21 protein-coding genes and 3 tRNA genes are annotated in these 22,684 nt (G+C 63.7%); 15 read left to right on the top strand and 9 right to left on the bottom strand.

Annotated elements, in window-relative coordinates; all coding sequences use genetic code 11:
* Window positions 1-47: 47 nt before the first annotated feature.
* The 4 genes from argG to ARADN35_RS0121305 form a co-directional block, all read right to left on the bottom strand.
* A complete protein-coding gene (argG, locus tag ARADN35_RS0121320; RefSeq protein WP_010465799.1) occupies window positions 48-1,391 on the bottom strand; it encodes an argininosuccinate synthase in 1,344 nt (447 codons plus the stop codon).
* A 71-nt stretch (window positions 1,392-1,462) separates the two neighbouring features.
* Window positions 1,463-1,780: a pyrimidine/purine nucleoside phosphorylase gene (gene ppnP / locus ARADN35_RS0121315; protein WP_010465797.1), complete on the bottom strand. Its 318-nt coding sequence runs from the start codon at window positions 1,778-1,780 to the stop codon at window positions 1,463-1,465.
* A 151-nt stretch (window positions 1,781-1,931) separates the two neighbouring features.
* On the bottom strand, window positions 1,932-2,588 hold the full coding sequence (locus tag ARADN35_RS0121310) for a glycine zipper 2TM domain-containing protein (protein WP_010465796.1): 657 nt from the start codon (window positions 2,586-2,588) through the stop codon (window positions 1,932-1,934).
* Between the two features lie 134 nt (window positions 2,589-2,722).
* On the bottom strand, window positions 2,723-3,109 hold the full coding sequence (locus ARADN35_RS0121305) for an arsenate reductase (RefSeq protein ID WP_035198395.1): 387 nt from the start codon (window positions 3,107-3,109) through the stop codon (window positions 2,723-2,725).
* A gap of 48 nt (window positions 3,110-3,157) precedes the next feature.
* Between ARADN35_RS0121305 and folC the strand changes: the two genes are divergently transcribed.
* The 8 genes from folC (at window position 3,158) to ARADN35_RS0121265 (ending at window position 9,359) form a co-directional block, all read left to right on the top strand.
* Entirely contained in the window at window positions 3,158-4,483 is a 1,326-nt protein-coding gene (gene folC / locus ARADN35_RS0121300; RefSeq protein ID WP_010465792.1) for a bifunctional tetrahydrofolate synthase/dihydrofolate synthase, read from the top strand.
* Window positions 4,484-4,516: 33 nt separating this feature from the next.
* Complete coding sequence (locus tag ARADN35_RS0121295; RefSeq protein WP_010465790.1) at window positions 4,517-5,350, top strand: SPOR domain-containing protein; 834 nt, start codon at window positions 4,517-4,519, stop codon at window positions 5,348-5,350.
* Window positions 5,351-5,372: 22 nt separating this feature from the next.
* Complete coding sequence (locus ARADN35_RS0121290) at window positions 5,373-5,861, top strand: CvpA family protein (RefSeq protein ID WP_010465788.1); 489 nt, start codon at window positions 5,373-5,375, stop codon at window positions 5,859-5,861.
* 78 nt (window positions 5,862-5,939) lie between these two features.
* Window positions 5,940-7,442 (top strand): amidophosphoribosyltransferase, encoded by a 1,503-nt coding sequence (gene purF / locus ARADN35_RS0121285; RefSeq protein WP_010465786.1) that lies wholly within the window; start codon window positions 5,940-5,942, stop codon window positions 7,440-7,442.
* Between the two features lie 118 nt (window positions 7,443-7,560).
* Window positions 7,561-8,982: a glutamate--tRNA ligase gene (gltX, locus tag ARADN35_RS0121280; protein ID WP_010465783.1), complete on the top strand. Its 1,422-nt coding sequence runs from the start codon at window positions 7,561-7,563 to the stop codon at window positions 8,980-8,982.
* Between the two features lie 65 nt (window positions 8,983-9,047).
* Window positions 9,048-9,123 (top strand) — tRNA-Ala (locus tag ARADN35_RS0121275).
* A gap of 30 nt (window positions 9,124-9,153) precedes the next feature.
* Window positions 9,154-9,229, top strand: a tRNA-Glu gene (locus tag ARADN35_RS0121270).
* Between the two features lie 53 nt (window positions 9,230-9,282).
* Window positions 9,283-9,359: transfer RNA gene (locus ARADN35_RS0121265), tRNA-Asp, on the top strand.
* 155 nt (window positions 9,360-9,514) lie between these two features.
* Here the strand turns inward: ARADN35_RS0121265 and ARADN35_RS0121260 are convergent.
* The 3 genes from ARADN35_RS0121260 to ARADN35_RS0121250 form a co-directional block, all read right to left on the bottom strand.
* Complete coding sequence (locus ARADN35_RS0121260) at window positions 9,515-10,273, bottom strand: 3-hydroxyacyl-CoA dehydrogenase (protein WP_010465781.1); 759 nt, start codon at window positions 10,271-10,273, stop codon at window positions 9,515-9,517.
* Window positions 10,274-10,398: 125 nt separating this feature from the next.
* The gene (locus tag ARADN35_RS0121255) at window positions 10,399-11,451 is read right to left on the bottom strand and encodes a Fe(3+) ABC transporter substrate-binding protein (RefSeq protein WP_010465779.1); all 1,053 of its coding nucleotides are present in this window, start codon (window positions 11,449-11,451) and stop codon (window positions 10,399-10,401) included.
* Window positions 11,452-11,868: 417 nt separating this feature from the next.
* Entirely contained in the window at window positions 11,869-12,417 is a 549-nt protein-coding gene (locus tag ARADN35_RS0121250; RefSeq protein WP_010465778.1) for a phasin family protein, read from the bottom strand.
* Window positions 12,418-12,618: 201 nt separating this feature from the next.
* Between ARADN35_RS0121250 and ARADN35_RS0121245 the strand changes: the two genes are divergently transcribed.
* From ARADN35_RS0121245 to ARADN35_RS0121215, 7 genes are all read left to right on the top strand, one after another.
* Window positions 12,619-13,563: a histone deacetylase family protein gene (locus ARADN35_RS0121245; RefSeq protein ID WP_010465776.1), complete on the top strand. Its 945-nt coding sequence runs from the start codon at window positions 12,619-12,621 to the stop codon at window positions 13,561-13,563.
* On the top strand, window positions 13,560-14,045 hold the full coding sequence (locus ARADN35_RS0121240) for an acyl-CoA thioesterase (protein WP_010465774.1): 486 nt from the start codon (window positions 13,560-13,562) through the stop codon (window positions 14,043-14,045). The genes ARADN35_RS0121245 and ARADN35_RS0121240 overlap by 4 nt, the downstream gene beginning before the upstream one ends.
* 199 nt (window positions 14,046-14,244) lie before the next feature.
* A complete protein-coding gene (gene pncB / locus ARADN35_RS0121235; RefSeq protein WP_010465772.1) occupies window positions 14,245-15,465 on the top strand; it encodes a nicotinate phosphoribosyltransferase in 1,221 nt (406 codons plus the stop codon).
* A gap of 70 nt (window positions 15,466-15,535) precedes the next feature.
* Window positions 15,536-16,948, top strand: coding sequence for a sodium:proton antiporter (locus ARADN35_RS0121230; protein ID WP_010465770.1), 1,413 nt, complete (start codon window positions 15,536-15,538; stop codon window positions 16,946-16,948).
* A 173-nt stretch (window positions 16,949-17,121) separates the two neighbouring features.
* Window positions 17,122-18,117: a 2-hydroxyacid dehydrogenase gene (locus tag ARADN35_RS0121225; protein ID WP_010465769.1), complete on the top strand. Its 996-nt coding sequence runs from the start codon at window positions 17,122-17,124 to the stop codon at window positions 18,115-18,117.
* A gap of 78 nt (window positions 18,118-18,195) precedes the next feature.
* A complete protein-coding gene (locus ARADN35_RS0121220; RefSeq protein WP_029414270.1) occupies window positions 18,196-20,037 on the top strand; it encodes a DNA recombination protein RmuC in 1,842 nt (613 codons plus the stop codon).
* Window positions 20,034-21,230, top strand: a complete 1,197-nt coding sequence (locus tag ARADN35_RS0121215; protein ID WP_010465766.1) for an MFS transporter — start codon at window positions 20,034-20,036, stop codon at window positions 21,228-21,230. The genes ARADN35_RS0121220 and ARADN35_RS0121215 overlap by 4 nt, the downstream gene beginning before the upstream one ends.
* 102 nt (window positions 21,231-21,332) lie before the next feature.
* Here ARADN35_RS0121215 and ARADN35_RS0121210 read toward each other — a convergent pair whose 3' ends face one another.
* Window positions 21,333-22,196: an LOG family protein gene (locus ARADN35_RS0121210; protein WP_010465765.1), complete on the bottom strand. Its 864-nt coding sequence runs from the start codon at window positions 22,194-22,196 to the stop codon at window positions 21,333-21,335.
* A 91-nt stretch (window positions 22,197-22,287) separates the two neighbouring features.
* Window positions 22,288-22,674 carry a fluoride efflux transporter CrcB gene (crcB, locus tag ARADN35_RS0121205; protein WP_010465764.1) on the bottom strand — a complete coding sequence of 129 codons (387 nt, stop codon included), beginning with the start codon at window positions 22,672-22,674 and terminating at the stop codon, window positions 22,288-22,290.
* Window positions 22,675-22,684: the final 10 nt, after the last annotated feature.

Here is a 22,684-nt window from a genome sequence, read left to right as displayed (position 1 = left end):
TTAATAGCTTGTAGCGCTTGTCAATAAAGCGCTAGAGGCATTTTTCCCTATTTTTTGCTGCCGTCGTCGCCCAGCTGCGCCAGTGCCGCGTTGCCACCCAGTGACAGCAGTCCGGCGCGCGAGTACACGCCCAGCTTGTCGCGCGTGTCCGAGATGTCCAGGTTGCGCATGGTCAGCTGGCCAATGCGGTCCAGCGGGCTGAACGGCGCGTCTTCCACCTTTTCCATCGACAGGCGCTCGGGCGCATAGGTCAGGTTGGGCGATTCGGTGTTGAGCAGCGAATAGTCATTGCCGCGGCGCAGTTCCAGCGTCACGGTGCCGGTCACGGCGCGGGCCACCCAGCGCTGGGCGGTTTCGCGCAGCATGATGGCCTGTGGGTCGAACCAGCGGCCCTGGTACAGCAGGCGGCCCAGCTTCAGGCCATTCATGCGGTATTGCTCGATGGTGTCTTCGTTGTGGATGCCGGTCACCAGGCGCTCGTACGCAATGTGCAGCAGCGCCAGGCCGGGGGCTTCGTAGATGCCGCGGCTCTTGGCTTCGATGATGCGGTTCTCGATCTGGTCGCTCATGCCCAGGCCATGACGGCCGCCGATGCGGTTGGCTTCGAGGATCAGCTCCACAGGGTCGTTGAACTCCACCCCGTTCAGTGCCACGGGCTGGCCTTCTTCAAAGCGCACCGAGACTTCCTCGGCCTTGACGGCGACTTCGTCCTTCCAGAACGCCACGCCCATGATGGGGTTCACGATGCGGATGCCGCTGGACAGGAACTCCAGGTCCTTGGCTTCGTGCGTGGCGCCCAGCATGTTGCTGTCAGTGCTGTAGGCCTTCTCCGCGCTCATCTTGTAGCCAAAGCCGGCCTGGGTCATGAACGCAGACATCTCGGCACGGCCGCCCAGCTCGTCGATGAACAGCTGGTCCAGCCAGGGCTTGTAGATCTTGAGCGACGGGTTGGTGAGCAGACCGTAGCGGTAGAAGCGCTCGATGTCGTTGCCTTTGAAGGTCGAGCCGTCGCCCCAGATGTTGACGTCGTCTTCCTTCATCGCGGCCACCAGCATGGTGCCGGTCACGGCGCGGCCCAGGGGCGTGGTATTGAAGTAAGTCAGGCCGCCGGTGGAGATGTGGAACGCGCCGGCCTGCAGGGCGGCAATGCCTTCGTGGGCCAGTTGCGTGCGGCAGTCCACCAGGCGGGCTTTTTCGGCACCGTATTCCATCGCCTTGCGGGGGATGGCGTCGTAGTCGGGCTCGTCGGGTTGGCCCAGGTTGGCGGTGTAGGCGTAGGGCACGGCGCCCTTGAGCTTCATCCAGTGCAGGGCTGCGCTGGTGTCCAGGCCGCCGGAAAATGCGATGCCGACCTTTTGGCCGAGGGGGAGGTTCTGGAGGATGGTTGCCATGGAATGCTTGTCAAAAATGATAGCTTCTTGCGCTTTATGGATAAGCGCTAGAGGCCAAAAATAATCAAATTTCAGCCGAAATGGCAGATGTAGTGGTAGGCCTCGGTCACACGGATGTCGAACTTCGAGTTGCCGGGCACGCTGAATTTTTCGCCCGCCGAGGACTTCACCCAGGCGTCGGTGCCAGCCAGCTTGTATTCGCACGATCCGGCCACGCATTCCATGATCTCAGGCGCGCCGGTGTTGAAGGTGAGCGTAGCGGGCAGCACCACGCCCACCGACTTCTTTGTGCCATCGGCAAAAGTGATGCCGTGGCTCACGCACTTGCCGTCAAAGTACACATTGGCCTGGGTGGTGACGGACACGCCGTCGATTTTTTCGGTGGTCATGGGTGCGCTGGATAAGGTAGGAGGAAACCCGCGATTTTAGGGCAGGGGGGCGGCAACCTTGTCGGCAGGGTCCCACTAAAAATCCCCCATCTGCGGATCGCCCAAGCAAAAGAGCCCCGAAGGGCTCTTTGCAATGGCAATTACCAGCGGCTTAGCGCCAGTAGGGGTTGCGGTGGTGCGGGTAATACGGGCGGCTGTCGTAGCCGTACTCGATCACCGTGACGGGGGGCGTCACATAGGTGGGTTGCTGCTGGTAGACGGGCTGCGGAGGGTAGGTCGAGGTCACCACACCAGGCTGGCTGTAGACGCCCTGCGAGGCGTAGGGGTCGGGTTGCGTGGAATAGGTCTGACCTGCAGGCTGCACGCTCAAGGGAATCCAGCGGCCTGGGTCGGTCTGGGTGCGGGTGGTGTACTGGCGCCCCGCGTATTCATAGACCACGTCGTAGCCCACCGTGCGGTTGTCGTAGTAGGTCTCGGTCGTGCAGCGTTGCACGTTCTGGTACTGCGGCTGGCCGCCTTCGATCTGGTTGCCGATCACGGCGCCACCGATGAGGCCAATGGCTGTGGCGGCGGCACGGCCGCTCCCCTTGCCGATGGCATTGCCGGCAGCACCGCCTGCGATGGCCCCTACCACGGCGCCAGCGCCGCTGGTGCGGTTGCCGCTGTACACCGTTTCATTGCCACACACCTGCTGGGGCGTGGCAACCTGCTGAACGATGGGGGTGGCTGAGAGCACACGGCCCTGCTCTTGGGCACTGGCCACGGTGGCGATGGCAGCCATGGCGGAAAAAATGACGATCTTTTTCATGGAGAAACTCCTTACGGGTCGGTACATAACGCACCAGACTGCAGAAAAGTTTAGGCCCGCACGGTCAATTCAGGGCCTGGTCGCCGTAAATCTGCGTAAAGATTTGTGCAATTTCTCCGGTCTGGGCGCTTGATTCAGGCGCCTGCAGCCTCGTTCATCCAGATTTGCCACTGATCGGGCGCAAAACCGACGGAGATGTGTGTCTGGCCACCATGCTGCCACTCCACCACCGGGCGTTTGATCACGCTGGGTTGGGCTTGCATCAGGGTGCTGGCACTTTCCTCGTCCTGGACGGCCGCCTGTGTGTCAGATTCGAGCTTGCGCCAGGTGGTTCCCTGGCGATTGACCAGCTTTTCCCAGCCGGCGGCGGACATCCAGTCGGGCAGTCGGGCAGCAGGAACGCCCTGTTTCTTGAAATCATGGAACGCGTGATCCAGCCCCTGCGCGGTGAACCAGGCGCGGGATTTCTTGACGGTGTCGCAGTTCGGAATGCCGTAGATCGTGATGTGTGAGGTTGTCATGCCGCGCATCATCCTCGAACTTGTGGCTGGGCGACAATCCCGCCCTGTATGCATACCAAAATCCACACCCTGGAAGGCTGGCTCCGCCATTGCGAGCAGCTTCATCCCCGCAACATCGACATGGGGCTCGACCGTGTCCGCGAAGTGGCACGCCGCATGGCGCTGCGGTTTGATTGCCCTGTGATCACGGTGGCGGGCACCAATGGAAAAGGGTCCACCTGCGCCATGCTGGAAGCCGTGGCGCAGCAGGCGGGCTACCGCACGGGCGTGTACACGTCGCCCCACCTGGTGCATTTTGAGGAGCGGTGCCGCGTACACGGCGAAATTGTGTCTGCTTCTGATTTGATAGCGCACTTTGAGGTGGTGGAGAGCGCCAGAACCCAAAATGGTGATGAAGTCTCCCTCACGTATTTTGAGTTCACCACGCTGGCCATCCTGCGTCTCATGAGCCATTCGCGGCTGGACGTGGCCATCCTGGAAGTTGGGCTCGGCGGGCGCCTGGATGCCACCAACATCATTGATGCCGACTGCGCCATCATCACCAGCATCGACATCGACCACACCGAATTCCTCGGGCCGGACCGCGAGAGCATTGGCCGGGAAAAGGCCGGCATCATGCGTACAGGCCGCCCGGTGATCGTGGGCGACCCCATGGCGCCCCAGAGCGTCATCGACCACGCGCTGGAAATCGGGGCCGATCTGTGGCGCTTTGGGAAGGACTTCAACTTCTCGGGCGACAAGCAGCAATGGAGCTGGGCAGGGCGGGGCCGCCGCTATGCGGGGCTGGCCTACCCGTCGCTGCGTGGTGCCAACCAGCTGATCAATGCCTCGGGCGTGCTGGCTGCGCTGGAGGCCCTGCGCGAGCGCATTCCGGTCACGGCCCAGGCCGTGCGCAATGGCTTGGCCCTGGTGGAACTGCCGGGCCGGTTCCAGATCGTGCCCGGGCAACCGACGCTGGTGCTGGATGTTGCGCACAACCCGCATTCGGTGGCCGCGCTCACGGCCAATCTGGATGCCATGGGGTTCTTCCCCACGACACACGCTGTTTTTGGCGCCATGGCCGACAAGGACCTGGGCCCCATGTTGGCCAAGGTGGGTCCGCTGGTGGACCGCTGGTACTTCACCAGCCTGCCGACCCCGCGCGCCGAGACCGCCGCAGTCCTGCAGCAGAAATGGAACGCAGTGCAGATGGTGGCGGGCGGGCGCCGCGACGTCACCTCCACCCTGCATGCAGACCCCATGGAGGCCTTGCAGGCCGCGGTCGCTGCCGCAGACCCGGCTGATAGAATCGTGGTCTTTGGCTCGTTTTACACGGTGGGTGGTGTGCTGATCAACGGAATACCTCGCCTGCACGCCAAACATCTGGGCCAATAGACAGGTTCTGAGGTCCGAACGAGTCGTTATTCCATGGCATTTTTCAAGTTTCGGTGGCCCGGTCAGGGTGAACAAGCGCAGGCCGAAAAGCCGTCCAAGCGACCGCGGGCCCCGCAGGCCGAGAGCATCGAGGTGATGCGTCGCCGGGCCCGCCATCGGCTGATCGGCGCAGCGGTGCTGGTGCTGGTCGGGGTGATCGGCTTTCCCATGCTGTTTGACACGCAACCTCGGCCCATTCCGGTGGATATTCCCATCGAGATACCGGACCGGAACAAGGTGGCCCCTCTGGTGGTTCCCGCGCCGGTGGCAGACGCGCCTGCGGCCGCCAAGCCTTCGACCCCACCTTCCCAGGAAGTGGCAGCCGCCCCGCGCCCCGCGCCCCAGCGCAACCACAGCGCGGTGGGCAATGGCCTCGCGGATGGCGAAGAGTTGGTGCAGGGATCGCGCCCCGCTGCATCCAGGCCCGCTCCTTCCGCACCTGCCAAGCCTGACGCAAAACCGGAACCGAAACCAGAGCCCAAGCCGACTGCGCCTGCTGATCCCAAGCCCGTGCAGCGCCCGGACGAGGCTGCCCGTGCGCGTGCGCTGCTGGAGGGCCGGTCGGCAGAGCCTGCCGCCGCTTCCGCCAACGCGGAAGACGGCCGGTTCATCGTGCAGGTGGGAGCTTTTGCGGATGCGGACAAGGCCCGTGAGGCTCGCACCAAGGTGGAGCGTTCCGGGATGAAAACCTATACCCAGGTGGTGGACACCAAAGATGGCAAGCGCACGCGGGTTCGTGTGGGGCCATTCACCAGCCGGGCAGAAGCGGACAAGGCTGCGGCGCGCATCAAGGCGCTGGACCTGTCAGCCTCCGTCCTGACCCTGTAAACCACCAGGGGCTGCCTGCACCATGTCTGCACTCGACTGGATTTTTGTCGCGGTGCTGCTCGCCTCGATGCTGATAGGCGCCTGGCGCGGGCTGGTGTTTGAGGTGTTGTCTTTGTTGGGGTGGGTGGTGTCTTTTTTTGTGGCGCAATGGTTTGCCCAGGACGTGGCGGCGCTGCTGCCCATGGGCGAATCGGCAGATTCTTTGCGGTATGCCGCAGGTTTTGTCGTGGTGTTTGTTGCGTCGGTGTTTGCTTGCGGATTTGTGACCTGGCTGGCCAAGAAGCTGGTGGATGCCATTGGCCTGCGGCCCGCAGATCGCACGCTGGGCGCCGCCTTCGGGGTATTGCGTGGGGTGGTTGTGTTGTTGGCCGTGGCTGTGGTGGTAGGTCTTACGCCCATGCGTGAAGCCCTGTGGTGGCAGGAGTCCCAAGGGGCTCCGGTGCTGGCCGAAGTGCTCAAGGGCTTGAAACCGGCGTTGCCGGACGAATTTGGAAGGCATCTGCCTTCTTGATAGCGATGCGGTGGCGGCCAGAAGCCGTTGCCGCTTGATTGCCGCGGGGCTGTTCCCGCAAACGGATGGAATACAACTATGTGTGGAATCGTCGGCGTCGTCAGCCCAGCGCCCGTCAATCAGCTGATCTATGACGCCTTGCTGCTTTTGCAGCACCGCGGCCAGGACGCAGCCGGCATCGTGACCCAGCAGGGCCGCAAGTTTTTCATGCACAAGGCCAAGGGCATGGTGCGCGACGTGTTCCGCACCCGCAACATGCGTGCGTTGCCAGGCAACGTTGGTTTGGGCCAGGTACGCTATCCCACGGCGGGCAATGCCTACAGCGAAGAAGAGGCGCAGCCGTTTTACGTCAATGCCCCCTTTGGCATCGTGCTTGTGCACAACGGCAACCTGACCAATGCCCGCGAGTTGCGCGCAGAGCTGTTCCTGACGGACCACCGCCACACCAACACGGACAGCGATTCTGAAGTTCTCCTGAACGTGTTCGCGCATGAACTGGAGCGCGCCACCCGCGGTGTACCGCTGCAGCCTGAAGATGTCTTCACCGCGGTGCGTGCGGTGCACAAGCGCATCAAGGGCTCGTATGCAGTGATAGCGCTGATTGCGGGCCATGGCCTGCTGGCCTTCCGCGACCCGCACGGTATCCGCCCGCTGGCCATGGGGCGCAGCCAGGATGGCACCGTGATGGTGGGCAGCGAATCGGTGGCGCTCGAGGGTACCTCGCAGGTATTCGAGCGAAACATTGATCCGGGTGAAGCCATCTTCATCGCGCTCGATGGCAAGGTGCATTCCCGCCAATGTGCAGAAAACCCGCAGCTCAATCCCTGCATCTTCGAATTTGTGTACCTGGCGCGTCCCGACTCGGTGCTCGACGGTATCTCGGTGTACCAGGCCCGCTTGAACTTGGGCGAGGCCCTGGCCAAGCGCGTGGTGTCCACTGTGCCACCCAATGAAATCGACGTGATCATTCCGATCCCGGAGTCCAGCCGCCCCAGTGCCACGCAACTGGCGCATCTGCTGGGCATCCCGTACCGTGAGGGCTTCGTCAAGAACCGCTATGTGGGCCGGACCTTCATCATGCCGGGGCAGGGCGTTCGCAAGAAGTCTGTGCGCCAGAAGCTCAATGTGATTGGCAGCGAATTCAAGGGCCGCAATGTGCTGCTGGTGGATGACTCCATCGTGCGTGGCACCACCAGCCGCGAGATCGTGCAGATGGCGCGCGACGCTGGCGCCCGCAAGGTGTACCTGGCCAGCGCCGCGCCGCCGGTGCGTTATCCCAACGTGTACGGTATTGACATGCCCACCAGCAGCGAACTGGTGGCCCATGGCCGCACGGTGGAGGAGATTCGCCAGGCGATTGGCTGCGACGCACTCATCTATCAGGATGTCGACGGCATGAAGAAGGCCGTGGGCGCCCTCAACAGCGCCATCGTGGGGTTTGATGCATCCTGCTTTGATGGTGTTTATGTGACCGGCGACATCACCGCCGAAGGCATCGCCAGCCTGAACGAAGGGCGTGTGGGAGCGGAAGAGGGCGAGGAAGACACCTCCCGTCTGGCGCTGCCGAACGCCCAGGTGTAGGGGGTTGATTGCCGCAGATCGCTTTTTCCCTAAAGGCGATCTGGTGGCAGGCTTTGCTACCGCTTTCTGGATTGATTGAACTTTGAAGCTGGCCCCGAGAGGGCCAGAACTTATTGACATGACTGAAACCACTGCTTCCAGCGCGGGCCGCGTGCGCACCCGTTTCGCCCCGTCTCCCACGGGCTTCATTCACCTGGGCAACATCCGCTCGGCGCTGTATCCCTGGGCGTTCGCGCGGGCCACGGGGGGCGATTTCATCCTGCGTATCGAGGACACCGACCTGGAGCGCTCCAGCCAGGCTGCGGTGGATGTGATCATCGAAGGCATGGCATGGCTGGGTCTGGATCATGACGAGGGCCCGTTCTATCAGATGCAGCGCATGGACCGCTACAAGGCCGTTCTGGCAGATCTGCAGGCCGCTGGCCATGTGTATCCGTGTTACATGAGTGTGGCGGAACTCGACGCCTTGCGCGAAAAGCAGATGGCCGCCAAGGAGAAGCCCCGTTATGACGGCACCTGGCGGCCTGAAGATGGCAAGACCCTGCCGCCCGTGCCCGCCGATGTGTTGCCCGTGCTCCGCTTCAAGAACCCGCAGGGTGGAGTGGTGGCCTGGGAGGACAAGGTCAAGGGCCGTATCGAGATCAGCAACGACGAACTCGACGACCTCGTGATTGCCCGCCCGGACGGCACGCCCACCTACAACTTCTGCGTGGTGGTGGACGATATCGACATGGACATCACCCATGTGATCCGCGGCGATGACCACGTGAACAACACGCCGCGCCAGATCAACATCTTCCGCGCGCTGGGCAAGGAGCCGCCGGTGTACGCCCACTTGCCGACCGTGCTGAACGAGCAGGGCGAGAAGATGAGCAAGCGCAACGGCGCCAAGCCTGTCACGCAGTACCGCGACGAGGGCTACCTGCCTGACGCCATGGTCAACTACCTGGCTCGCCTGGGCTGGAGCCATGGCGACGACGAGATCTTCAGCCGCGAGCAGTTCCTGCAATGGTTCAACCTCGACCACCTGGGCCGCAGCGCCGCCCAATTCGATGAGGCGAAGCTGCGCTGGGTCAACGCCCAGCACCTCAAGGCCATGGCCGAAGATGCCCTGGCCGCGCTGGTAGCCCCGCAGCTGCAGCAGAGGGGGGTATCGGCCGAAGCGCTGGCAGATGGACGGCTTGCGCGGATTTGCGCCTTGTTCAAGGACCGGTGCGACACCACAGTGGCGCTCGCCGACTGGGCCCATGTCTTCTATGGCGAAGTGACGCCCGTGGATGCAGAACGCAGCCAGCATGTCACCGAAACCATTGCTCCCGCACTGGATGCGTTGGCCGACGCGTTGTCTGCCTGCGCATGGGACAAGGCCTCCATCAGCGCTGCGTTCAAGCAGGTGCTCGCCAGCCAAGGCCTGAAGATGCCCCAGCTTGCGATGCCCGCGCGGGTTCTGACCGTGGGCACGGCCCACACGCCGTCGGTGGATGCGGTGCTGGAATTGGTCGGACGTGAAAAAGTTGTAGCGCGTTTGCGAAACCGCTGAAAATCTGTCTATAATTCAAGGCTCAGATGATGACAACAAACACAGTGTGGTTGGTGTCATTAAGTGGGGGTATAGCTCAGCTGGGAGAGCGCTTGCATGGCATGCAAGAGGTCATCGGTTCGATCCCGTTTACCTCCACCAAAGTTTGTTATCGGTTAGTTCCAAGGTTTTGACCCCATCGTCTAGAGGCCTAGGACATCACCCTTTCACGGTGAGTACCGGGGTTCGAATCCCCGTGGGGTCGCCAAGTTGTAGCGCTTGGCTTGTGTTGAAGAGATGCAAGCGAAAAGCTGCCTGCCAGGAGTGGTAGTTCAGTTGGTTAGAATACCGGCCTGTCACGCCGGGGGTCGCGGGTTCGAGTCCCGTCCACTCCGCCAGTCATCCACCGCTGCAGTCGAAAGGCTGCAGCGGTTTTTTTTTCGCTTGTCTTCTATGCCGGCTTGCGTTCCGAAAATCCCGACAGAATATGCATAAAAATAGCTATCAGCGCTTTTCTATCAAGCACTGGTAGCTATCAATAGAGTAGCAATTGTTAACGGGGAGCCAGGCGGATTGCGCCATCGAGGCGGATTACCTCGCCGTTGAGCATGTCGTTCTCGAAGATGTGCTGCACCAGCTTGGCGTAGTCCTGCGGCGTGCCCAGGCGGCTCGGGAAGGGCACGCCCGCCGCCAGCGCGTCCTGCACTTCCTGGGGCATGCCAAACAGCATGGGCGTGCCGAAGATGCCCGGGGCAATCGTCATGTTGCGGATGCCGTTGCGGGCCAGGTCGCGGGCGATGGGCAAGGTCATGCCGACCACGCCGCCCTTGGATGCAGAGTACGCCGCTTGGCCAATCTGGCCGTCATAGGCGGCCACACTGGCGGTGGAGATCAGCGCGCCGCGCTCGCCCGTGGCCTCGGGCTCGTTTTTGCTCATGGCTTCGGCGGCCAGGCGAATCATGTTGAAGCTGCCGATCAGGTTGACCGTGACGGTCTTGCTGAACAGGGCTAAGGCGTGGGCCCCATTCTTGCCCACGGTTTTCTCGGCGGGCGCGATGCCTGCGCAGTTGACCAGACCCATGAGCTTGCCCAGCGAAACCGCCTTCGCTACCACGGCCTGACCGTCGGTCTCGTTGCTCACGTCGCACTTCACGAAAGCGCCACCGATGTCCTTGGCCACGGCTTCGCCTTTGTCGGCCTGCATGTCGGCGATGACCACCGTACCACCCTGGGCTGCCAGCATGCGTGCCGTGCCTTCGCCCAGGCCCGATGCGCCGCCGGTGACGATGAATACCTTGCCCTTGATTTCCATGTTTTGTCTCCAGTAAGTGACGTTAACGTAAACGTCAATTATGAACCATGCACAGTGAAGGGCAAAAAAAAGCCCGGCGAAAGCCGGGCTGCTGGGGCGCCAAAACGCCCGGGAGCCTGCACTGCTTACTGGAAACCCACCCGGTCCAGCATCTGCTGAACCTTGGTCGTATTGGCGCCCACCGCGCTGATCGGGATGGTTTCGCTCTTGAATGGCTTGCCGCCGGTCATGGCCTTGAGGGCCGGGTTGTCCAGCGCGACGCCCTTGGCAGCGGGCCACTCATTGTTGCCGTTGGCAAAGTAGTTCTGGGCTTCCGGGCTGGCCAGGTATTCCAGGAACTTGACCGCATTGGCCTGGTTCTTGGAGTGCTTGGCCACAGCGCCGCCCGCGATGTTCAGGTGCGTGCCCCAGGACTCCTGGTTGGGGAACATCACGCCCACCTTGTTGACCACGGCCACATCTTCGGGCTTGGTGGAACGCATCATGCGCGCCAAGTAGTAGCTGTTGGTCACGGCGATATCGCATTCGCCAGCGGCCACGGCCTTGATCTGGTCGGTGTCGCCACCCTTGGGGGGGCGTGCCAGGTTGGCGACCATGCCCTTGAGCCAGGCTTCGGCCTTCTGTTCGCCCATGTGCTCAGTCACAGCACCGAACAGGCTCAGGTTGTAGGGGTGCGAGCCAGAGCGGATGCACAGCTTGCCCTTGTTCTTCGGGTCGCCGAGTTCCTCGTAGGTATCGACATCCGCCTTGTCCATCTTGATCTTGTTGTAGACCACCACGCGGGCTCGTGTGGACAGGCCAAACCACGAGATGCTGCCATCTGCCGCCGGATTGCTGCGCAGGTTGGCGGGGATGGCGTCGTTGAGCACCTTGGACTGGATGGGCTGGAACAGGCCATCGACTTCGCCCTTGTACAGGCGGGCGGCGTCCACCAGCAGGATCACGTCCGCAGGCGAGGCAGCGCCTTCGGCTTTCAGGCGCGCGAGGATGCCCGCGTCGTCGGCATCCACGCGATTGATCTTGATGCCAGTGGCCTTAGTGAAGCCTGTGTACAGCGCTTCGTCGGTGGAGTAGTGGCGGGCCGAGTAGAGGTTGACCACTTGTTCCTGGGCATGGACAGCGCCTGCGGCGGCGGCCAGGGCACAAGCGCTCAGCAAGGCTTTCACAGTCTTCGACATGGATGCATCTTTCGGGGTTGTAACTCCGGCGATGATAAAGCAAACACGAATTATTCTTAATAAAGGCTGGGGTGAGTGCGGGGATTGGTGCGAAAGCCTGATGCAGCGCAAACGCGAGGCGCGTTGCTGGGTGCGCGGAGTGGGGGGCGGACGGGACCATCACCCCGGGTGTGTTGTGTGGCCCGCTCATGTGTTTGACACCCGTGGCAGCCAGTTCCAGCGACATGCATCCAACACGGACGCAAAAAAAAGCCCGGTCATGAACCGGGCTTTAAAAGGATCCCTGAAACGGGGGTTTCGAGAGGATCCAAGGAGACAACTGATGCACTGTGGAAGAGATCCGCAGCGCGTGGTTGAATTATCAGGGTATTCCCTGAACGCGGCCTAGAGTTTGCACTCCAGACCGCAGGTGCTGATTTAGCGCTTGCGGGGAGCCGCAGTCTTGGCGGCGTTGGCAGCGGTGCTGGCCACGGCGTTGAAGTTGGCTTCGGCCACGTCAGACGCTTGCTTGACGGCCTTTTGCACCGACTCAAATGCGTTGTTGGCGGCAGAGACGGCGCTCTTCATCACAGCCACGGCCGTTTCGGAACCGGCAGGGGCGTTCTTTGCGGCGCTGTCCACCAGGTTGGTGAAGGCTTTTTGCGCGTCGGTGGTTTGGCTTTCGAAGGCCTTGCCGAATTCGGCGCCCGTGCCCGAAGCGATGTCATACAGGTGACGGCTGTAGGCAGCGGTCTTTTCAGCCAGAGGCTGGAACAGGCCAGCTTGCAGGGCCAGCAGTTCTTGTGCGTCCTTCACGCCCAGGACGGCCTGGGTATGGTTGGCGGCTTCCGACAGGGCTGCGCGCGAAGCGGTCACGTTCAGTTCCACCAGCTTTTCCACGCCTTCGAAGGCCTTGGTGGTCAGACCAAACAGGGTTTCGATGTTGGCTTTGTGCGAGGCCAGGATTTGTTCAGCGGTCAGCGTCATGTCATATCTCCTAAAAATGAGGGCCCTAGAGGCCAGGGTGGTTCACAGACATCTGCGCTGGCCCTGACTCGGTAAAGTCATGTTGCAGTGCAGCATGGGTTGAATTTTAGGGGCTTCGTTCACTATTGCAAGGGTTTTTTGTTGCGGTGCAGCAAATTAGGGACGGCCACCCAGAAATCCGCCGTTCGCCACAATCTCGTCATGCACGCCTACTACGCAGACCATTTTGTGCTGCCCCTGCCCGAGGGCCATCGGTTTCCCATGGCCAAGTACCGACTGCTGCGCGACCGGATCGCGCAGCACCTGCCCGGTGTGTCGCTCCAGGTGGCCTTGCCCGCATCCGACCGCGAATTGGCGCTGGCCCATGCGCCCGACTATATCGACGCCATTGCCGACGGCACGCTGCCGCCCCTGGCCCAGCGCGAGATCGGTTTCCCCTGGAGCGAGGCCATGGCCGAGCGCGCGCGGCGCTCCGTAGGGGCCACGGTGGCCGCGAGCCGCGTGGCCTTGCGCGAAGGGGTTGCAGGCAACCTCGCTGGGGGCACCCACCATGCCTATGCCGACAAGGGCAGCGGTTTTTGTGTGTTCAACGATGTGGCAGTGGCCGCCCGGTTGATGCAGGTGGAGTGGGCGCGCGGCGGGGGCGATGGACGCGCAGCCCGGCCGCTCCAGGTGGCGGTGATCGACCTGGACGTGCACCAGGGCAACGGCACGGCGCACATTTTCAGGGGAGACCACAGCGTGTTCACGCTGTCACTGCATGGGGCACGCAATTTCCCGTTCCGCAAGGAGCCCAGCGACCTGGATGTCGAGCTGCCCGACGGCTGCTCCGACCCTGACTACCTGCAGGCCCTGGAGCACGCGCTTGATGCCCTGGAGCAGCGGTTTGCGCCCCAGCTCGTCTTCTATCTGGCCGGCGCCGATCCGCACGAAGGCGATCGCCTGGGGCGGCTGGCCGTGACGCACGATGGCCTGGAGGCGCGCGACCGGCGTGTGTTCGACTGGGCCTGGCAGCGGCGCATTCCCCTGGTTTTTGCCATGGCCGGGGGTTATGGCCGGAACCTGGACGACACGGTGTTGGCCCAGCTCAACACCTGGCGCGTGGCCTGGCAATACCACCAGCGCTGGCAGAATGTGCGGCCATGACTTCTGCCGCCAGCACCACCCCTGCCACTGCGTCCGCACCGGCCGCCCGCCCGTCCCCGCAGCCGCGCAGCGCTTACCAGGCTTTTCGCCCCATCACCACACGCTGGGCCGACAACGACGTGTACGGCCATGTGAACAACGTCGTGTACTACAGCTGGTTTGACACGGCGGTGAATGCCCACCTGATCGATCAAGGCGTGCTCGATATCCACGCGGGCGAGACCATTGGCCTGGTCATTGAAACCCAGTGCAACTACTTCGCGCCGCTGGCCTTCCCGCAGACGATCGAGGCCGGCATCCGCGTGGCACGGCTGGGCGGCTCCAGCGTCAGGTATGAGGTGGGCCTGTTTGCCCAGGGCGAGCCGCTGACCGCTGCGGCCGGCCATTTCATCCATGTGTATGTGGACCGTGAAACCCGCAGGCCCGTGCCGGTACCGGAGCCACTGCGCAAGGTGCTGCAGGACCTGGTGGTGGCGGGCTGAACGCCTGCGCGGTGCCTGCAATCATTTTGATAGCTGAAAGCGCATGCTGGAAAAGCGCTAGAGGCTATTTTTTATTGGATCTTTGCAGTATCTGGCGCGTGCGCGCGTGGCCAGCGTGCTGGTCCACGATGGCCTACACTTTGCGGCTTTGCTGCCCGGCCTGCGGCTCCACTGGTTCCTTCTTGCGCCCGCCCTGTCCATGATCATCACCAGCCTGCTCGACACCGACCTGTACAAGTTCACCATGATGCAGGTCGTGCTGCACCAGTTTCCGGGTGCGCAGGTCGAATACAAGTTCAAGTGCCGCAACCCTGGTGTGCAGCTGGCACCATTTGCCAACGAGATCCGCGACGAGATCCGGTCGCTGTGTTGCCTGCAGTTCCAGGATGCCGAACTGGCCTACCTGCGCTCGCTGCGCTTCATCAAGAGTGACTTCGTGGATTTTCTTGGGCTGTTCAAGCTCAACGAGAAATACATCACCGTCACGCCCCAGCACAACGGCGAGATCGAGATTTCCATCCGGGGCCCCTGGCTGCACACCATCCTGTTCGAGATCCCGGTGCTGGCCATCATCAACGAGGTCTACTTTCGCAATACGCAGAAAGTGCCCGATTTCCTGGAAGGCCGCAGGCGCCTGGATGCCAAGATCGCGCTGCTGCAGGGCGAAGGCCTGTCCGACCTAAAAATCGCCGACTACGGCACGCGCCGGCGCTTTTCCCGCGCCTGGCACGAGGAAGTGCTGCGCGTGCTGGTGGCCCGCCTGGGCACGGGCGACCGCCGCCCCGGTGCACCCGCAGGCCCCGGCCAATTCGCGGGCACCAGCAACGTGCTGTATGCGATGAAGCTGGGTGTGACGCCGCTGGGGACCATGGCGCATGAGTATTTGCAGGCCTGCCAGGCGCTCGGGCCGCGCCTGCGCGACAGCCAGGTGTTCGGCTTCGAGATGTGGGCCAAGGAATACCGCGGTGACCTGGGCATTGCGCTGTCGGACGTCTACGGCATGAGCGCCTTCCTGCGCGACTTCGACCTGTATTTTTGCAAGCTGTTCGACGGCGCGCGCCACGACAGCGGCGACCCGTTTGCCTGGGGCGAGCGCCTGCTCGACCACTACCGCAAGAACCGTGTGGACCCGCTGACCAAGACGCTGATCTTCAGCGACGCGCTCACCATTCCGCGCACGATCGAGCTGTACCAGCAGTTCCGTGGGCGCTGCCAGCTGGCGTTCGGCATTGGCACCAATCTCACCAACGATCTCGGCAGCCCGCCTGCCCACGAGCCGCTGCAGGTGGTCATCAAGATGACGCGCTGCAACGACCAGCCCGTGGCCAAGCTTTCCGACACGCCGGGCAAGGGCATGTGTGATGACGAGAAATACCTGGCCTATCTGCGCCAGGTGTTCGACATTCCCTCTCCCGCGTGATTGGGGGCGTGCCCGGGGCCACCTTGCCGTGCCCCCTTCATTTTTCAACCATGAACCGGAAACACAAGCTTTGAAATTTTCGCGCGGACTGGCTTTCGCAGGTCTTGCCGCCGCACTGCCCGGCATGGCTGTAGCGGCCGATATCGATGGCAGCACGCTGTCGGTGCTCTGGGGTGTGCCGTTTGCGGGCATCCTGCTGTCGATTGCGCTCATGCCACTCATGGCACCGATCTTCTGGCACCACCATTTCGGCAAGGTCGCAGCGGCCTGGGGCCTGATATTTCTGGTGCCGTTTGCCATCACCTTCGGGGCCGGTGTGGCGGGCGCGAGCCTGGTGCATGCGCTGGTGGCCGAGTACATCCCGTTCGTCATTTTGCTCACCGCGCTGTTCACGGTGGCGGGCGGCATCTTCATCCGGGGCAATCTGCATGGCAGCCCCGGGCTGAACACCGCAATCCTGGCCATTGGCGCGGTGCTGGCCAGCTTGATGGGCACCACGGGGGCATCGATGCTGCTGATCCGCCCGCTGATCCGCGCCAACGACAACCGCCGGCACACGGCGCATGTGGTCGTGTTCTTCATCTTCATCGTGTCCAATGCCGGGGGCTCGCTCACGCCGCTGGGTGATCCGCCCCTGTTCCTGGGGTTCTTGAAGGGCGTGGACTTTTTCTGGACGGTGGGCCACATCTTCCCCGAGACCCTGTTCCTCGTGGGCACGCTGCTGGCCATCTTCTTCGCGCTGGACTCCTGGTACTACCACCGCCGCGAAGAGGTGCTCAAGGCCGACCCGACACCCGACACGCCGGCCATCGGCTTTGACGGCAAGGTCAACTTTGCCCTGCTGGGCGCCGTGGTGGCGCTGGTGCTGGTCAGCGGCTTCTGGAAGTCGCCCGTGGTGTTCAACCTGGCGGGCACCGAGGTGGGCCTGCCCGGCATCGTGCGCGATGCGGGGCTGGTCATCGTGACCTTTCTGTCGCTGTGGCTCACGCCTGGCAAGGTGCATGAAGACAACCAGTTCGGCTGGGGGCCAATGCAGGAGGTGGCCAAGCTGTTTGCGGGCATCTTCCTCACCATCATTCCGGTCATCGCCATGCTCAAGGCGGGCGCCAACGGCCCGTTCGGCGCCATCATCGCGGCGGTGACGCGGCCCGACGGCTCGCCCGACCCGGCCATGTATTTCTGGGCCACGGGCATCCTCAGCTCGTTCCTCGACAACGCTCCGACCTACCTCGTGTTCTTCAACACCGCCGGAGGCGATGCGGCCACGCTCATGACCACGCTGGCCCCTACGCTCGCCGCCATTTCGGCGGGTGCGGTGTTCATGGGCGCCAACACCTACATCGGCAATGCCCCCAACATGATGGTCAAGGCCATCGCCGAAGACCGGGGCGTGAAGATGCCGAGCTTCTTCGGCTACATGCTGTGGTCGGGCGGCATCCTGGTGCCGTTGTTCGTGGTGATGACCTTCCTTTGGTTTAGGTAATGCACGTCCCCCTGAGCGGTTGTGCCGCTTCCCCCTTCTCTCGCAGCGCTGCGCGTTGCGGGAAGGGGGGCGCCGCCCTCGCTGCAGAGCGGCCTTTGCTCGGTGGCCACTGGCTTTTGGCCACGCCAGTTTCACAGGGCGACGTACCTCGCGAATGCATTGGAGATTGAAATATGAGCAAACCCCGCATCCTGATCGCGCGTGCGATCTTCCCCGACATCGTGGACCGCCTGCGCCAGCACTTTGACGTGCAAGACAACCCTGAGGACGTGATCTGGAGCCCTGCCGAGCTGGCCGAGCGCCTGGCCGACAAGGACGGCGCCTTCACCACCGGCAGCCAGCGCATCGACGCCACGCTGCTGGCCGCCGCGCCACGCCTGAAGATCGTGGCCAACATGGCCGTGGGCTACAACAACTTCGACGTGGATGCCATGACGGCTGCCGGCGTGCAGGGCACCAACACACCCGACGTGCTGACCGAGACCACGGCCGACTTCGGCTTTGCGCTGCTCATGGCCACGGCGCGCCGCATGACGGAGTCCGAGCACTACCTTCGCGCCGGGAATTGGACCAAGTGGAGCTACGACATGTTCGCGGGCTCGGACATCCACGGCAGCACACTGGGCATCATCGGCATGGGGCGCATCGGGCAGGGCATTGCCCGGCGCGGAGCATTCGGTTTTGGCATGAAGGTGGTCTATCACAACCGATCGCGCCTGTCGCCCGCGCTGGAAGCCGAATGCAAGGCTACGTACGTGGGCAAGGAAGAGCTGCTGCGCACGGCAGACCATGTGGTGCTGGTGGTGCCCTACACCGCAGCCTCGCACCACACCATCGGCGCGGCCGAACTGGCGCAGATGAAGCCCACGGCCACGCTCATCAACATTGCGCGGGGCGGGATTGTGGATGACGCTGCATTGGCGGTGGCGCTGCGCGAAGGGCGCATCGCGGCGGCGGGCCTGGATGTGTTCGAAGGCGAGCCCCGCGTGCACCCCGACCTGCTCACCGTGCCCAACGTGGTGCTTACGCCCCACATCGCCAGCGCGACGGTGCCCACGCGCCGTGCCATGGCCAACCTGGCGGCCGACAACCTGATTGCCTTCTTCGATGGGCGCGGGCCGCTTACACCGGTGAACCAACCCGTTTCGACGACCACAGCGCCGCGCTGAGCTTGATATTTGCATAAAAATGGCCGCTGGCGCTTATCTGTATTGCGCTGGTAGCTATCAAAATAATAGTAATAGCCCTTGACTACCGACACCCTCGTTTTGCTGGCCGTGTTGGCCCTGGTTCTGATTCTTTTGGTGCTGCTGCTGGTGCGCCGCCCCCGGGTGGACCTGCCCCCCGAATGGCTGGCGCGCCTGCAGACGCTGGAGCGGACGGCGCAGGCCACCCAGCTGGCCGTGGCCAAGAACGACGGTGCCCTGGATGCGCTGGCCCAGCAGCTCAGCGGCTTCACCCAGACTACACAGCACACGCTGGAGACCCTGCGCCATGCCGTGGATGAGCGCCTCGCCCAGGCCGTGACCGAGTCCCGCAATGGCCGCGCCGAGCTGCTGGCCGCGTTCGGGGTGTTTGAAGGCAGGCTGGAGCAGCGCCAGACCGCGCTCGATGCCTCGCTGGCCCAGCGCTTCGATGCCCTGCAGCAGGCGGTGGCCGGGCGGCTCGAGGAAAGCAGCAAGGCTTTGCTGGCCCACCTGGCCCAGGGGCAAAACGATGCGGCCACGGCGCGCAAGGAACTGTCGGACACCCTCGCGGGTTTTCGCACCGAACTCACCACCACCACGGCCGCGCTCGCGGCCGAAAGCGTCAAGTCGCGCGAGGCCATGGCCGAGAGCACGGCGCTGTTTGAAAAGCGCATCCAGGAGCGGTTCGAGGCGCTCACGCAGGCCACGCGCACCACGCTCGACTCGCTCAAGGGCGACCTCCAGAGCCAGCTGGGCACCATGTCCGGCGCGCTCAAGGACCAGCTCGAAGCCAACGGCAACCAGATCCGCCACCAGTTCTCGGTGTTGCAGGATGCCGTCTCGCAGCAGCTCACGGGCATGCTGCAAGGCAGCCAGACCAATGCCGAGCAACTGCGCAACGCGCTCAACGAACGCCTGGCCGCCATCCAGGCCGACAACTCCACCAAGCTCGAAGAAATGCGCCGCACGGTGGACGAGAAACTCCACGCCACGCTGGAGCAGCGCCTGGGAGAATCCTTCAAGCTGGTGAGCGACCGGCTTGAGCAGGTGCACAAAGGCCTGGGCGAAATGCAGACGCTGGCCGGCAGCGTGGGCGACTTGAAGCGCGTGATGACCAACGTGAAGTCGCGAGGCACCTGGGGCGAAATGCAGCTGGGCGCCATCATCGACAACGTGCTCACGCCCGACCAGTTCGCGCGCAACGTCAAGACCGTGCCGGGCAGCGATGAGCTGGTGGAATTTGCGATCCGCCTGCCGGGCAAGAGCGACGAGCACCCGGTCTGGCTGCCCATCGACTCCAAGTACCCCGTGGAGCAGTACCAGCGGCTCATGGACGCGCAGGACGCGGCGGATAAAACGTTGATTGCGTCGGCGGGCAATGCGTTCGAGACCTCGATCAAGCTCGAAGCGAAGAAGATTTTTGCCAAATACGTCTCGCCCCCGCACACCACGGATTTCGCTGTGCTCTATCTGCCCACCGAAGGCCTGTTCGCCGAGGTGATTCGCCGTCCCGGCCTGGTCGAGGCCATCCAGAACGACTGCCGCGTGATGATCACCGGCCCGGCCAACCTGGCGGCCATGCTCAACAGCCTGCAGATGGGTTTCAAGACGCTGGCCATCGAAAAGCGCTCGTCCGAGGTCTGGAGCCTGCTGGGCATGGTCAAGACCGAGTTCGCCAAGTTTGGCGATGTGGTGGAGGCCACCAAAAAATCCATCGACGCTGCCGCCAAACGTTTTGACGAGGTGGGTGTGCGCACCCGTGCCATCCAAAAGCGCCTGCGCGATGTGCAGGACCTGCCTGCGCCACCCGGTGCCGCCGGCCTGCCCAGTGCCGGCCTGCCGCTTCCCGGCGGCGGCGCGGCAGTGCTGCCCGGACTGGACCCTGAGGAAGATCTGCTGTGAACGGGGCCCTGGCCCGCCTGATCGCAGGGCAGATCTGCGTGCACGGCAGCATGGCAGGCATGCGGCTGGCCGCGCCCCTGCTGGCCCTGCGCGAAGGCTACAGCGCCGCCGCTGTGGGCTTGCTGGTGGCGCTGTTCGCGCTCACCCAGGTGTTCCTGGCCCTGCCCGCGGGGCGGTATGCCGACCGCCATGGCCTCAAGCGCCCGGTGGGCTATTCGGTGGCCGTGGCATGTGTGGGCGCGGGGCTGGCGGTGGTGTTCCCGACCTTTCCCGTGCTGTGTATTTCAGCCCTGCTGACCGGTGGCGCCGCGGGGGCTGCCACCATCGCGGTGCAACGCCACGCGGGCCGTGCCGTGCATGACGCCACCGAACTCAAGCAGGTGTTCAGCTGGCTGTCCATCGGCCCGGCGGTGTCCAACTTCATCGGCCCTTTTGCGGCGGGGCTGGCCATCGACCACGCTGGCAGCGCCCCGGGCAGCCTTGAAGGCTACCGCGCGGCCTTTGCGCTGCTGGCGCTGCTGCCCTTGCTCAGCTGGTTCTGCGTGCGGGGTACGCAGGAGCTGCCTGCGGTGGTCGCCGCTTCGGCCAATGGTGGCCCGCCGCAGCGCGCCTGGGATCTGCTGAACGACCCGCCGTTTCGCCGTCTGCTGATCGTGAACTGGCTGATCTCGTCGTGCTGGGATGTGCACGCTTTTGCCGTGCCACTGCTGGGGCACGAGCGTGGGTTGTCGGCGGCGGTCATTGGCACCATCTTCGGGGCGTTTGCGATTGCGGCCACCGTGATCCGCGTGTTGATGCCCTTTGTGGCCAAGCGCTTGCGCGAGCGGGGCGTGATGGCCGGCGCGATGCTGGTGACGGCCGTGTTGTTTGCGGTGTACCCGCTGCTGCAAAGCGCCTTTGCCATGGGGCTGTGCTCCGTGCTGCTGGGCCTGGTGCTGGGTACGGGGCAGCCCATGGTGATGAGCCTGCTGCACCAGATCACGCCTTCGCACCGGCAGGGCGAGGCCCTGGGCCTGCGCCTCATGGCCATCAACGCATCCAGCGTGCTGATGCCCCTGATGTTCGGGTCGGCCGGGGCGGTGATTGGCGTGAGCGGCCTGTTCTGGGTGGTGGGCGCGGCGGGACTGGGCGGCGCCCGTCTGGCGTGGCGCATTGGCGGCGAGAAAAAGCCGCACGGGGAGGGGCCTGTATAGGGCCCACCGGTCTGCTCAAGGGCCGACAAGACTCCCGTCCATGAGCCCCATGAGCAGCGCGCCTGTATGCCGTCCGGTCGCGCTTAGATCGTGAACACGTTCTTACAGTTGATAGAACGACTTGATCAGCTCCCACGCCTCTTGCGGGTCGTCGGTGTAGTGAAAGAGCTTGAGGTCCTGTGCCGAGATCGTACCTTCTTCGACCAGCACCTCGAAGTTGATCAGCCGCTTCCAGTAGTCCGTGCCGAACAGCACGATGGGCACGGGCTTGGCCTTCTTGGTCTGCACCAGCGTGAGCACCTCGAACAGTTCGTCCAGCGTGCCAAAGCCCCCGGGGAACGCCACCAGGGCCTTGGCGCGCATCATGAAGTGCATCTTGCGCAGCGCAAAGTAGTGGAACTTGAAGCTCAGGGTGGGCGAGATGAAACGGTTGCCGCTTTGCTCGTGGGGCAGGGCGATGTTCAGGCCCACGTTGAGCGCGCCCACGTCATGCGCGCCGCGGTTGGCGGCCTCCATGATGCCGGGGCCACCGCCGGTGCAGATGTAGATGCGGTCTGCGGGCTGCTGGCGCTCGCTGTGCTCGGCCACCACGCGGGCGAACTGGCGGGCCAGGTCGTAATAGCGCGCGTTGCGCACGGCCTGGCGGGCGCGCTGCAGGCGCACCTCGTCGCCACTGGCTTCGGCTTCGGTCAGCTGGGCTGCGGCCTCGTCGGGGGCTACAAACCGGGCGCTGCCATAGACCACCACGGTGTTCTCGATGCCTTGCTCGGCCTGGCCCAGGTCGGGCTTGAGCATTTCCAGCTGAAAGCGGATGCCGCGTGTCTCGCGGCGGAACAGGAATTCGGGGTCGGCAAACGCAAGGCGGTAGGCGTCGGCGTGCAAGGGGTTGCCGTTGGCGGCGTGGCTCTGCAGCTCCGCCCAGGCATCGGCAAGGCGGCGTTCGTTGAGTTGGGTATTGGCGTCCATGGCAGGTCGGGAAAACGCGGCGCAACCGTGCGGGTGCAATGGTCGGGCGTGGGTTGAACGTGTGGCAGTGGCTGCCGGTATCGTCCGATTATCAGGCACGCCCCGCGAGCAAAAAAGTGGCGCTGTGGATGCCGAGCACCGTCAGCGCCAGCGAGCCCGCCAGGTGCATGCCGGTGGTGCCCAGTGCCAGCAGGTAGCGCTGCTGCAGCAGCATGCCCACCACTTCGGCCGAGAAGCTGGAGAAGGTGGTGAGGCCACCGAGAAAACCCGTCACCAGGGCCAGGCGCCATGCCGGGTCAAGCTCTGGAAGTGCCTGGAAGATGGCGACGCAGATCCCCACCAGGTAGCCACCGATCAAGTTGGCCGCGAGGGTGCCCCAGGGAAGCACGGCCCCCTCGGTGTTCAGCCACAGGCCCAGGCGCCACCGTGCCAACGCACCAATGCTGGCTCCGATGGCGATGGCGATGGCTGCGAACATGAGGGTGCTG

This window comes from Acidovorax radicis N35, assembly GCF_000204195.1.
Lineage (GTDB): Bacteria > Pseudomonadota > Gammaproteobacteria > Burkholderiales > Burkholderiaceae_C > Acidovorax > Acidovorax radicis.
This window is presented reverse-complemented; position numbering and strand designations above follow the sequence as displayed.